This window comes from Pantoea sp. ICBG 985 (genome assembly GCF_002928365.1).
Lineage (GTDB): Bacteria > Pseudomonadota > Gammaproteobacteria > Enterobacterales > Enterobacteriaceae > Pantoea > Pantoea dispersa.
The window spans coordinates 51,255-63,458 of record NZ_POWM01000009.1 but is presented as its reverse complement, the minus strand read 5'-3'; the positions used below and the strand labels follow the sequence as shown (position 1 = coordinate 63,458).

Below are 12,204 nucleotides of genomic sequence, written 5' to 3'. Positions count from 1 at the left end.
CGTGGCGCGCTCCCTTAAACCTGTTGCGCATTGCATAGCACGGCGGAAAAGGCAGCAGAAATTGTTTGCGCCACATTGTGATCGCCCACGCGATTACACCCGGCGGCGCGTAGCCGTATCCATCCACACCGCCAGCAGTAAAATCGCCCCTTTAACGATGTACTGCCAGAAGGTCGGCACGTCCATCATGCTCATGCCGTTATCCAGAGACGCCATGATGAAGGCGCCCATCACCGCGCCAGCCACCGAACCGACGCCGCCCGCCAGGCTGGTGCCGCCAATCACGCAGGCAGCGATGGCGTCCAGTTCGGCAATATTGCCCGCCGAGGGCGAGCCAGCACCAAGACGTGAACTGAGGATCAGGCCGGCAATAGCCACCATGACGCCGTTGATGGCGAACACCGCCAGCTTGGTGCGTGCCACGTTGATGCCCGACAGGCGCGCTGCATCAATGTTGCCGCCGATGGCGTAAATCCGTCGTCCGAAGGCGGTGCGCGTGGCCATAAACATGCCGCCGAGCAGCAGCAGTGCCAGCAGCAGGACCGGTGTCGGCACGCCGCGGTAATCGTTCAGCAACCAGATGGCACCCAGCACCAGAACAGCGGTAATCGCCTGGCGTGCCACCGTGCCGCTGGCGGCCGGTTGTGATAACCCCAGCTGCTGGCGACGCAGCCGCAGCCGCCATTGCCAGAGAATAAACAGTGCCAGACCGGCGAAGCCGAAGCCAAAGCCAACGCCGCCGGGCAAATAGCTTTGCCCGATCTGCGACATCGCCGGCGTCGTTGGCGCAACGGTGGTGCCATCGGTGATACCAACCAGAATGCCGCGAAACGCCAGCATGCCCGCCAGCGTGACGATGAACGAAGGCACTTTACGGTACGCGACCCACCAGCCATTCCAGGTGCCCAATAACAGGCCAAGCACCAGCGTTACCACGATGGTCAGCGGCAGCGGCCAGCCGAGCCAGACGTCAAAGATGGCCGCGGCACCGCCCAGCAGGCCCATCATCGAACCGACGGAAAGGTCGATCTCCGCCGAGATAATGATAAACACCATGCCCACCGCGAGGATGCCGGTGATGGCGGTCTGGCGCAGCAGGTTAGAGACGTTGCGTGGGCTAAGCCAGGCACCGTCGGTGGTCCAGGTGAAGAACAGAGCGATAAGCGCAATCGCTCCCAGCATCACCAGCACCTGCAGATTGAAGCGCGGAAACTTGCCCGGCGCTGGCTTGCCCGGGGTACCGGACAGGCTCTGGCTACTTTCAGTTTTAAGCATAATGTTCGCTCCGCAGGGCAGCTTCCATGACCTGCTCCTGAGTCAGGTTGTCGTTAATCAGATCGGCTTTGATTTGCCCTTCGTGCATCACTAATACGCGGTCACTCAGACCCAGCACTTCAGGCAGTTCGGAGGAGATAACAATCACCGCGATGCCCTGCTGCACCAGCGCGTTAATCAGCAGATAGATCTCCTGGCGAGCGCCGACGTCGATGCCGCGCGTCGGTTCGTCCAGAATCAAAATGCGCGGATTGAGCAGCAGGCATTTGGCGAGGATCGCTTTTTGCTGATTGCCCCCGCTGAGTCGGCCAATCGCCAGCTCGGGTGAGGAGGTTTTGACACGCAGACGGCGGATAGCATCGTTGATCGCCTGCTGCTCCTGGGCTTCATCCAGCGTGGAGAAGCGATGGCTGTATTGATCCAGCGCGGCCAGCGTGATGTTTTTCCCCACGCCCATCAGTGGCACGATGCCATCTTTTTTCCGGTCCTCCGGCACCATGGCGATGCCGTGCGCAATCGCTGCCCGGCAATCGTCGATCTTCACCTGCTGGCCATCAATCCAGATTTCGCCCTGCCAGCGACCGGGCCAGACACCAAACAGGCACTGGACCGTTTCGGTGCGTCCTGCGCCCACCAGCCCGGCAATACCGAGAATTTCGCCGCGCTTCAGGCTGAACGACACATTATTGACGCGGCGCACGTGGCGGTTGACCGGATGCCAGGCGGTGAGGTTTTCCACTTTCAGTACCGTTTCGCCGATCTCGTGTGGCTGGTGCGGATAGAGTGCGGTGAGTTCGCGGCCCACCATCATCGTGATGATGTCATCTTCACTCAGCCCGGCCGCTGGCCGTGTGGCGATGTGCTGGCCATCGCGAATCACACAGATGGTATCCGAAATCGCTTTGACCTCATTAAGCTTGTGGGAGATGTAGATGCAGGCAATACCGTGCTCGCGCAGGTTAGTGATAATCCCAAGCAGCACTTCGGTTTCCTGTTCGGTGAGCGACGAGGTCGGCTCATCAAGGATCAGCAATCGCACCTGCTTATTCAGCGCCCGCGCGATCTCTACCAGCTGCTGCTGGCCGAGGCCGAGCTCGCCAACCTTAGTGGCAGGCGAAACGTTAAGTTTGACCCGCTCCAGCAGCTGCTGGCAGCGCAGCGTCATGGTTTCATCATCGACCATACCGAAGCGACCCAGCTCGGCACCGAGGAAAATGTTCTCCATGACCGTAAGCTGCCGCACCAGCGCCAGCTCCTGATGAATAATCACAATGCCTTTGCGCTCGGTGTCGCGAATGGTTTGCGCCTCGATGCGATCGCCGGCAAAGCGAATTTCGCCGTCAAATTCGCCGTGCGGGTAAAGCCCGCACAGCACTTTCATCAGCGTCGATTTGCCCGAGCCGTTCTCACCGCACAGCGACATGACTTCACCGGCTTCGAGCCGCAGGCTGACGGCGTCCAGCGCTTTCACCGCGCCGAAACGCTTGGTGATGTTGTTCATTTCCAGCAGCATCGATCTGCTCCTTCGCGTTTCAGGCGCTTAGAGTTCGCTCTGTTTATGGAAGCCGTCTTTCAGTACGGTGCTTTCGATGTTGTCTTTGTTGACCGGAATCGGCTTCAGCAGGCGCGACGGCACCTCTTTCAGGCCATTATTCAGCTTGCTGTTGCTGGCGGGGGTTTTGCCATCACCCAGTTCCACCGCAATTTTTGCCGCTTCGGTGGCGAGTTCGGTGATGGGTTTGTACACCGTCATGGTTTGCGTGCCGTTCATGATGCGTTTGATGGCGGCGAGATCGGCATCCTGACCGGAAATGGCGACTTTGCCCGCCAGTCCCTGCGCGCTCAGCGCCTGAATGGCCCCACCGGCGGTGGCATCGTTGGAGGCAACGACGGCATCAATGTGGTTGCTGTTAGCGGTCAGCGCGTTTTCCATGATTTTCAGCGCATTCTCTGGCAGCCAGGCATCGACCCACTGATCGCCCACCACTTTAATGCTGCCGTTATCGATGTAAGGTTTTAACACTTTCATCTGGCCGGCACGGAAAAGACGCGCGTTATTATCCACCGGCGATCCGCCCATCAAAAAGTAGTTCCCTTTAGGTACCTGTTTAACCAGACTTTCGGCCTGCAGTTCGCCGACCTTTTCATTATCAAACGAGATATAAAAATCGATATCAGCATTATTAATCATGCGGTCATAAGCGAGGACTTTAATGCCTTCGCGTTTCGCTTCGGCCACCACATTACTCAATACCTGACCGTTATAAGGAATGATGACCAGCACATCGACACCGCGGTTGATCATATTTTCAATCTGCGAGATTTGCGTCTCTTCATTGCCGTTGGCCGACTGGACAAATACTTTGGCCCCAGACTTTTCCGCCTGGCTGACAAAAATGTCCCGGTCTTTCTGCCAGCGTTCCAGACGTAAATCATCGATCGCCATACCGATTTTCACTTCTTTCGCCAGCCCGGCGTGGCTGAACAGGGCCAGTGCAGCGCTGAGGGCTAACAGCGTGTGTCTCATTTTCATCATGGTCATCCTGTAGGTTGAGGCTATTGTCGTTGTAAGGCTATGAACCAGGGCGGATGAATTGTTGCCCTGCGACGTGAACAACATCAATTACTGATTTTTATCCTGCTATTACGTTTTTTTGTTTATTTGTGATTCTTTGAGCGCGATCGAAATTTTACGCGGCCATCTGTTAAATCTTGCAGCGGCGCTGCGCGCCGGCACGTGATGTAATTAAATACATGGATTTGCGAGCTGCCGCACAAATAATAATTATCTTAAGTTCAGTGTGAAATATCGTAATTGAGCTGAACGCTTACGCCTCCGCAAAATAACGCTTCACTGCTGACCATTCGGGTCTGATGCTAAGGAGCACAACATGCACGCTTATTTCGACCAGCTTGAGCGCGTTGGTTATGAAGGGGCCAATACCACTAACGCACTGGCGTTTCGTCATTACAATCCGCAGGAAGTGATTCTGGGTAAAACCATGGCGGAACACCTGCGTTTTGCCGCCTGTTACTGGCACACGTTCTGCTGGAACGGTGCGGATATGTTCGGCGTGGGGGCCTTTGATCGCCCGTGGCAGAAAAATGGCGATGCGCTGCAGCTGGCGAAGCTCAAAGCGGATGTCGCGTTCGAGTTCTTTTACAAACTCAACGTGCCTTATTACTGCTTCCATGATGTCGATGTGTCACCGGAAGGTGATTCGCTGCGCAGCTACCAGGAAAACCTGGCGGTAATGACCGATAAACTGCTGGAAAAACAGCAGGAAACCGGCGTCAGATTGCTATGGGGCACCGCGAACTGCTTTACGCATCCCCGCTATGCGGCCGGCGCGGCGACCAGCCCGGATCCGGAAATTTTCGCCTGGGCAGCCAGCCAGGTGTGCAGCGCGATGCAGGCGACGCAGACGCTGGGCGGTGAAAACTATGTGCTGTGGGGCGGACGCGAAGGGTACGAAACGCTGCTGAATACCGATTTGCGGCAGGAGCGCGAGCAGATCGGGCGCTTCATGCAGATGGTGGTGGAGCACAAGCATAAAATCGGTTTCCAGGGGATGTTGCTGATTGAGCCGAAGCCGCAGGAACCGACTAAACACCAGTACGACTTTGATGTTGCGACGGTCTACGGTTTCCTCCGGCAGTTTGGCCTGGAAAAAGAGATCAAAGTGAATGTGGAAGCCAACCATGCCACGCTGGCGGGTCACTCTTTCCATCATGAAATTGCGACGGCGATTGCGCTGGGCATCTTCGGTTCAGTCGATGCCAACCGCGGTGACAGCCAGTGCGGCTGGGATACCGACCAGTTCCCGAACAGCGTCGAAGAAAACGCGCTGGTGATGTACGAGATCCTCAAAGCGGGCGGGTTCACCACCGGCGGCTTAAACTTTGATGCCAAAGTACGGCGCCAGAGCACCGACAAATACGATCTGTTTTATGGCCACATCGGCGCGATGGATACCATGGCGCTGGCGCTGAAAGTGGCGGCGCGTATGGTGAGCGATGGTGAGCTGGATAAGCGTGTGGCGCAGCGCTATAGCGGCTGGAATGGTGAGTTCGGTCAGCAAATTCTGAAAGGCGAGTTTTCTCTTGCCTCGCTGGCGGCGCATGCTCAGCAACAGCAACTCAATCCGCAGCATCGCAGCGGACGCCAGGAGCAGCTGGAAAATCTGGTGAATCACTATCTGTATAATTTCTAATCCATCGGGAGCGAAGCATGGTTATCGGGATCGATTTAGGCACCTCCGGCGTCAAAGTGGCGCTGCTGGATGCGCACGGCCAGGTTCAGGCAACGGCCAGCGCGCCGCTGCAGGTGACGCGTCCGCAGCCGCTATGGAGCGAACAGGATCCCGAAAGCTGGTGGCAGGCCACCGATAGTGCCATGCAGGCGCTGGCGCAGCAGCACGATTTACGCCACGTCAGCGCCATCGGCTTTAGCGGCCAGATGCACGGCGCGACGCTGCTGGACGCCGCGCATCAGGTGCTGCGTCCGGCGATATTGTGGAACGACGGGCGCAGTAGCGCGCAGTGCCACGAGCTGGAGCAGCGCGTGCCATCGTCACGTCAGATTACCGGCAACCTGATGATGCCGGGTTTTACCGCGCCCAAATTGTTGTGGGTGCAGCAGCATGAACCGGCGATATTTGCGCAGGTAGCAAAAGTGCTGCTGCCGAAAGATTATCTGCGCTGGCGGATGAGCGGCGATTTTGCCACCGATATGTCAGATGCGGCGGGAACGATGTGGCTGGATGTGGCACAGCGCGACTGGAGCGATGCAATGCTGGCGGCGTGCGGGCTGAACCGCAGCCACATGCCGCAGCTGTTTGAAGGCAACCAGATTACCGGCACGCTGCTGCCGGAAATTGCGGCGCGTTGGGGGATGGAGCCTGTGCCGCTGGTGGCCGGCGGCGGCGACAATGCGGCTGGTGCCGTCGGCGTTGGCATGGTTGAGCCAGGGCTGGGCATGCTGTCGCTCGGCACCTCCGGCGTCTATTTTCTGGTGAGCGAAGGCTATCTCAGCAATCCGCAACGCGCCGTGCACAGTTTCTGTCATGCGCTGCCGCAGCGCTGGCATCTGATGTCAGTGATGCTGAGTGCCGCCGCCTGTCTGGACTGGGCCGCTGCACTGACCGGCTGCGATGATGTGCCGCACCTGCTGGCCGAAGCTGAACGCGCCAGCGCGCAGGCCACGCCGGTGTGGTTTTTGCCTTATCTTTCCGGCGAGCGCACGCCGCACAATAATCCGCAGGCACAGGGAGCTTTCTTTGGCCTGACGCACCAGCACGGCCGGCCGGAACTGGCGCGCGCGGTGCTGGAAGGCGTGGGTTTTGCGCTGGCGGAAGGCATGGATGCGGTGCATGAGTGTGGCGTACTGCCCAACACGGTGATGCTGATTGGCGGCGGTGCGCGCAGCGCGTACTGGCGGCAGATGCTGGCGGACATCAGCGGACTGACGCTGGATTATTGTCACGGCGGCGAGGTGGGGCCGGCGCTCGGTGCCGTACGTCTGGCGCAGCTGGCGGTGGACCCGGCCAGCGAATGGCCGGCACCGGCGTTAGTGCAGCGCCATCAGCCGGACGCCGCGCAGCATCAGGCCTATCAGCCGCGCCGTGCGCGCTTTGCGCAGCTATATCAGCAGCTGTTACCACTGATGTCCTGATTTGGCTGACGCATGGCCGGATGAGGTCGCAAGGCTTGAACAGAGTCGGGTATGATGGGAAGAATCGATGAAGATACGTGGCCGGATTTGGCTGCGCATCTTCACCCATCGTTACCCCTTCATCGCCTGAGGAACCCACCATGCCGCAGCCCGTCTATTTTCTTGTCCTGCCGGGCGTCATGGCGCTCGACCTCACCGGGCCGGCAGAGACGCTGCAGCTGGCGGGAGGACATTTTGCGCTGCACTACATCGGCCCGCAGGCGAGCGTCACCTGCTCGACCGGCATGACCATTGCTGATATTGCACCGCTGCCCGCCACGCTACCCGATAACAGTCTGCTGATTGTGCCTGGCGTGTTCGATTCCCGCATCTGGTTCGATACCGGGGCTGCCGGGCAGGCGCGCGACTGGCTGCGCCAGCAACACGGCGCGATTCATACGCGGCGTATTACCCTCGTGTGTATTTGCTCCGGCGCGCTGCTCTCCGCGCAGGCTGGCCTACTGGATGGCGTACAGTGCACCACGCACCATGATGTGTTGCCGCGCCTGAAAGCTGCCGCGCCGGCTGCGCTGGTGAAAGACAACCGCGTTTTTGTGGAAGATGCCGGCATCTGGACCAGCGCGGGAATTACTGCGGGTATCGATCTGGCGCTGCACCTGATCAACCGTCTGTGCGGCGCGCGGCAGGCGCTAACGGTGGCGCGGGAGATGGTGGTGTGGTTCCGCCGCTCGGGTGACGATCCGCAACTGTCGCCGTGGCTACGTTATCGTAATCATCTGCATCCGGCGATTCATCGCGCGCAGGACGCGATGATTGCACATCCGGAACATGACTGGTCGCTGGGCGCGCTGGCCGAACGTGCCCACGTCAGCGAGCGCCATCTGACGCGCCTGTTTCGCCAGCATCTGGGTATCAGCGTGCGGGAATACCACGAGCAGCTGCGGCTGGTGATTGCGCGCCAGCGCCAGCAGCAGGGGGAGGCGGCGGAGAAAGCGGCGCTGGCCGCCGGCTTCTCCTCGGCACGCCAGCTGCGCCGCGCCCGGCAGCGCTGGGACGATCAGCTCACCAGGTGATGCTTGTCCACGCGTTTTAGCAACATCGCCAGCAGCAGACTGCCCAGCAGGGTTACGCCAAAGACCCACGGCAGATCCAGCCACGGCCGTGACATATCGTCGTAATGATGGGTACGCAGATAGTGAATGAACAGCGCATGGAAACCATAAATCGGCAGCGAATAGCGTGAAATGGTCGCCAGCAGCGGCAGCGGCCGGTGGTTCAGCACATTTTTAAACAGCACCAGCAGGCTTATCGCCGCGATAAACACCAGTGGGCCACAGTAAAGATACCAGGTGTCATTAAACGCGCCATTAATCTTCAGCATCTGTCTGGTGCCGAGCGCGATACCGATGACGCAGGCGATAAAACTCAGCCCGGCCAGCCAGCTGATGCCGCGCCTGTCGGTATCCATCACGCCAATCGCCCGTCCAAGCAGCGCGTACAGCAGGTAGTAAATCGAGTCGCCGCTGACATACAGATTGACCGGCAGCCAGTGGAACGGACCCAGCGACTGGCTGACGGTGTTCGGATTGGCGATCACCGCGAGGACCAGCACCAGCAGCGCCACATAGCGCGGCGGCACGTTTTTCACCTGAATCAGCGGAGACAGCAGGTAGATGCCGATAATGGCGAAGAAGAACCACAGATGGTAGAACACCGGCTTCTGCAACAGTTTCAGCAGCGATCGGCCTTCGCTGATCGGCGTCAGCCAGGTGATGTAGGCCAGCGCGACGGCGCTGTAGAACAGCAGGCACAGCACAATGCGCAGCAGATGGCGGCCCTGCGCGCTGCGTTCGCCAAAGAACAGATAACCGGAAATCATGAAGAACAGCGGCACGCAGACGCGCGAAGCCGAGTTAAGCAGATTGGCGACGTCCCAGCTGGGTCCGGTGACTGCCATCGGTCCGGTGATGTACCAGGTAGTGGTGTGAATGACGATCACCATCAGACAGGCGACCGCGCGTAAGTTATCAATCCAGCAGATTTTTTGCGACATGGCTTCCTCGTGCGTACTCCGTGCGAAGAAGGGTAGCCAGTGCACAGCGGGCCAACAACCCCCGCAGCCTGGATTTCGGAGCTCTCTGTTAACCGCCGCACAACCGCAGCCGCCTGCGCCAGGATTTCCGGCTGCACAATGCGCGGTCAAAGGGTATACTGTCGCACTCTTTTTAAATCCACCCGTATCGCGTGCGAATTCAACATGCAAAAGTTTGATACCAAGACCTTTCAGGGCCTGATCCTGACCTTGCAGGATTACTGGGCGCGTCAGGGCTGCACCATCGTCCAGCCGCTGGACATGGAAGTGGGCGCTGGCACTTCTCACCCTATGACTTGCCTGCGTGCTCTCGGGCCAGAGCCAATGGCGAGCGCCTATGTGCAGCCTTCGCGCCGTCCCACCGATGGCCGCTACGGTGAAAACCCGAACCGTTTACAGCACTACTACCAGTTCCAGGTGGTGATTAAGCCGAACCCGGACAACCTTCAGGAGCTGTACCTCGGATCGCTGAAAGAGCTCGGTATCGACCCTGGCGTGCATGACATTCGCTTCGTCGAAGATAACTGGGAAAACCCGACGCTGGGTGCCTGGGGTCTCGGCTGGGAAGTGTGGCTGAACGGCATGGAAGTCACGCAGTTCACCTACTTCCAGCAGGTCGGCGGCCTGGAGTGTAAGCCGGTGACCGGCGAGATCACCTACGGTCTGGAGCGCCTGGCGATGTACATCCAGGGCGTGGACAGCGTGTACGATCTCACCTGGAGCGACGGCGCGTTCGGCAAAACTACCTACGGTGACGTGTTCCACCAGAACGAAGTGGAGCAGTCGACCTACAACTTTGAGTACGCCGACGTCGATTTCCTGTTCAGCTGCTTCGAGCAGTATGAAAAAGAGGCACAGCAGCTGCTGGCGCTGGAGAAACCGCTGCCGCTGCCGGCTTATGAGCGCATTCTCAAAGCCGCGCACAGCTTCAACCTGCTTGATGCGCGCAAGGCGATCTCGGTCACCGAGCGCCAGCGCTATATCCTGCGTATCCGCACCCTGACGAAAGCCGTGGCGGAAGCCTATTATGCCTCCCGCGAGGCGCTCGGCTTCCCTATGTGCAACCGTAATAAGTAAGAGGCAGCCATGACCGATAAAACTTTCCTGGTGGAAATTGGCACCGAAGAGTTGCCTCCGAAAGCCCTGCGCAGCCTGGCAGAAGCCTTTGCTGCGCACTTTACCGCTGAGCTCGACAGCGCCGGTCTGGCGCATGGCGACGTCAGCTGGTTTGCGGCACCGCGTCGTCTGGCGCTGAAGGTGGCACAGCTGGCGGCCGCACAGCCCGATCGCGAAGTAGAAAAGCGCGGCCCGGCCGTCGCTGCGGCATTTGATGCCGAAGGCAAGCCGACTAAAGCGGCAAAAGGCTGGGCACGTGGCAACGGCATCACCGTAGAGCAGGCTGAGCGTCTCAGCACTGACAAAGGCGAGTGGCTGGTGCATCGTGCTGCGGTAAAAGGCGAAAGCGCGCAGGCGCTGCTGCCGGCGATGGTCGCGACCGCGCTGAGCAAGCTGCCGATTCCAAAACTGATGCGCTGGGGCGCCAGCGACGTGCAGTTCGTGCGTCCGGTGCACACCGTGACGCTGCTGCTGGGTGATGAGCTGATTCCGGCCACCATCCTCGGTATTCAGTCCGATCGCGTCATTCGCGGCCACCGTTTCATGGGCGAGCCGGAGTTGATGCTGGACAATGCCGATCAGTATCCGCAGCTGCTGCAGGAGCGCGGTAAAGTGATCGCCGATTACGCCACGCGTAAAGCCAAAATCAAAGCCGATGCCGAAGCCGCCGCGCAGCAGTTGGGTGGTAAAGCCGACCTGAGCGACAGCCTGCTGGAAGAGGTGGCTTCGCTGGTGGAGTGGCCGGTGGTGCTGACGGCGAAGTTTGAAGAGAAGTTCCTCGCGGTACCGGCTGAAGCGCTGGTGTACACCATGAAAGGGGATCAGAAATACTTCCCGGTGTACGCCGAAGATGGCCAGCTGCTGCCAAACTTCATCTTCGTCACTAACATTGAATCGCGCGATCCGCAGCAGATCATTGCCGGTAATGAAAAAGTGGTGCGTCCGCGTCTGGCCGATGCCGAGTTCTTCTTCAACACCGACCGCAAAAAGCGTCTGGAAGATAACCTGCCGCGTCTGGAAACCGTGCTGTTCCAGAAAGAGCTGGGTACGCTGCGTGACAAAACCGACCGTATTCAGGCGCTGGCCGGCTGGATTGCCGCGCAGATTGGCGCTGATGTCAATCACGCCACGCGCGCCGGCCTGCTGTCGAAGTGCGACCTGATGACCAACATGGTGTTCGAGTTCACTGACACCCAGGGTGTGATGGGCATGCACTACGCGCGCCATGATGGTGAAGCGGAAGATGTGGCGGTCGCACTTAACGAGCAGTACCAGCCGCGTTTCGCCGGTGACGATCTGCCGTCCAGCCCGGTGGCCTGCGCCGTGGCGATTGCCGATAAAATGGATACCCTGGCCGGTATCTTCGGCATCGGACAGCATCCGAAAGGCGATAAAGACCCGTTTGCGCTGCGTCGTGCCGCGCTGGGCGTGCTGCGTATCATCGTTGAGAAGAACCTGCCGCTCGATCTGCAAACCCTGACGGAAGAAGCGGTGCGCCTGTACGGCAGCAAGCTGAGCAACGCCAACGTGGTTGATGATGTCATCGACTTCATGCTGGGTCGTTTCCGCGCCTGGTATCAGGAAGAGGGCCACAGCGTTGACACCATTCAGGCGGTGCTGGCGCGTCGTCCAACCCGTCCGGCCGATTTCGATGCACGTATGAAGGCGGTTTCGCACTTCCGTACGCTGGAAGCTGCCTCGGCGCTGGCGGCGGCTAACAAGCGCGTGTCGAATATCCTGGCGAAAGCCACCGAAACCCTGAACGACAGCGTGCAGGCATCCCTGCTGAAAGAGAACGCTGAAATTCAGCTGGCGACCTTTGTCACCGCGCTGGGCGACAAGCTGCAGCCATACTTTGCGGAAGGCCGCTATCAGGATGCTCTGGTGGAGCTGGCACAGCTGCGCGAAGCGGTGGATAACTTCTTCGACAACGTCATGGTAAATGCCGATGACGACGCGGTGCGTATCAATCGCCTGACGCTGCTGGCGCAACTGCGCGAGCTGTTCCTGCAGGTGGCGGACATTTCGCTGCTGCAGTAAGCGATGG

General features: G+C 59.3%; 9 protein-coding genes. 5 read left to right on the top strand and 4 right to left on the bottom strand.

From position 1 onward, the window contains the following. Positions 1–93: 93 nt before the first annotated feature. The 3 genes from xylH to xylF are packed head-to-tail and all read right to left on the bottom strand — an operon-like array spanning position 94 to position 3,808. A complete protein-coding gene (gene xylH / locus C1Y42_RS21325; protein WP_104094298.1) occupies positions 94–1,275 on the bottom strand; it encodes a xylose ABC transporter permease XylH in 1,182 nt (393 codons plus the stop codon). Then, entirely contained in the window at positions 1,268–2,788 is a 1,521-nt protein-coding gene (locus C1Y42_RS21320; protein ID WP_058758165.1) for a xylose ABC transporter ATP-binding protein, read from the bottom strand. Before C1Y42_RS21320 ends, xylH begins: the two co-directional genes overlap by 8 nt. A 27-nt stretch (positions 2,789–2,815) precedes the next feature. Then, positions 2,816–3,808, bottom strand: a complete 993-nt coding sequence (gene xylF, locus C1Y42_RS21315) for a D-xylose ABC transporter substrate-binding protein (RefSeq protein ID WP_104094297.1) — start codon at positions 3,806–3,808, stop codon at positions 2,816–2,818. Between the two features lie 358 nt (positions 3,809–4,166). On the opposite strand from xylF, the gene xylA reads away from it, so the two are divergent. From xylA to C1Y42_RS21300, 3 genes are all read left to right on the top strand, one after another. Next, on the top strand, positions 4,167–5,489 hold the full coding sequence (xylA, locus tag C1Y42_RS21310; RefSeq protein WP_058775593.1) for a xylose isomerase: 1,323 nt from the start codon (positions 4,167–4,169) through the stop codon (positions 5,487–5,489). Between the two features lie 17 nt (positions 5,490–5,506). Next, entirely contained in the window at positions 5,507–6,949 is a 1,443-nt protein-coding gene (gene xylB, locus C1Y42_RS21305; protein ID WP_104094296.1) for a xylulokinase, read from the top strand. A gap of 140 nt (positions 6,950–7,089) precedes the next feature. Then, entirely contained in the window at positions 7,090–8,022 is a 933-nt protein-coding gene (locus tag C1Y42_RS21300; protein ID WP_058770764.1) for a GlxA family transcriptional regulator, read from the top strand. Here the strand turns inward: C1Y42_RS21300 and C1Y42_RS21295 are convergent. After that, positions 8,007–9,002, bottom strand: coding sequence for an acyltransferase (locus C1Y42_RS21295; protein ID WP_058758160.1), 996 nt, complete (start codon positions 9,000–9,002; stop codon positions 8,007–8,009). The two genes, C1Y42_RS21300 and C1Y42_RS21295, sit on opposite strands and share 16 nt — an antisense overlap. A 204-nt stretch (positions 9,003–9,206) precedes the next feature. Between C1Y42_RS21295 and glyQ the strand changes: the two genes are divergently transcribed. Further along, positions 9,207–10,118 carry a glycine--tRNA ligase subunit alpha gene (gene glyQ, locus C1Y42_RS21290; protein WP_021506863.1) on the top strand — a complete coding sequence of 304 codons (912 nt, stop codon included), beginning with the start codon at positions 9,207–9,209 and terminating at the stop codon, positions 10,116–10,118. Positions 10,119–10,127: 9 nt separating this feature from the next. Continuing rightward, entirely contained in the window at positions 10,128–12,197 is a 2,070-nt protein-coding gene (glyS, locus tag C1Y42_RS21285; RefSeq protein WP_104094295.1) for a glycine--tRNA ligase subunit beta, read from the top strand. Positions 12,198–12,204: the final 7 nt, after the last annotated feature.

Coding starts and splice junctions, on each gene's coding strand:
- xylH (WP_104094298.1), bottom strand. CDS start 1,275: ATGCTTAAAACTGAAAGTAGCCAGAGCCTGTCCGGTACCCCGGGCAAG.
- C1Y42_RS21320 (WP_058758165.1), bottom strand. CDS start 2,788: ATGCTGCTGGAAATGAACAACATCACCAAGCGTTTCGGCGCGGTGAAA.
- xylF (WP_104094297.1), bottom strand. CDS start 3,808: ATGAAAATGAGACACACGCTGTTAGCCCTCAGCGCTGCACTGGCCCTG.
- xylA (WP_058775593.1), top strand. CDS start 4,167: ATGCACGCTTATTTCGACCAGCTTGAGCGCGTTGGTTATGAAGGGGCC.
- xylB (WP_104094296.1), top strand. CDS start 5,507: ATGGTTATCGGGATCGATTTAGGCACCTCCGGCGTCAAAGTGGCGCTG.
- C1Y42_RS21300 (WP_058770764.1), top strand. CDS start 7,090: ATGCCGCAGCCCGTCTATTTTCTTGTCCTGCCGGGCGTCATGGCGCTC.
- C1Y42_RS21295 (WP_058758160.1), bottom strand. CDS start 9,002: ATGTCGCAAAAAATCTGCTGGATTGATAACTTACGCGCGGTCGCCTGT.
- glyQ (WP_021506863.1), top strand. CDS start 9,207: ATGCAAAAGTTTGATACCAAGACCTTTCAGGGCCTGATCCTGACCTTG.
- glyS (WP_104094295.1), top strand. CDS start 10,128: ATGACCGATAAAACTTTCCTGGTGGAAATTGGCACCGAAGAGTTGCCT.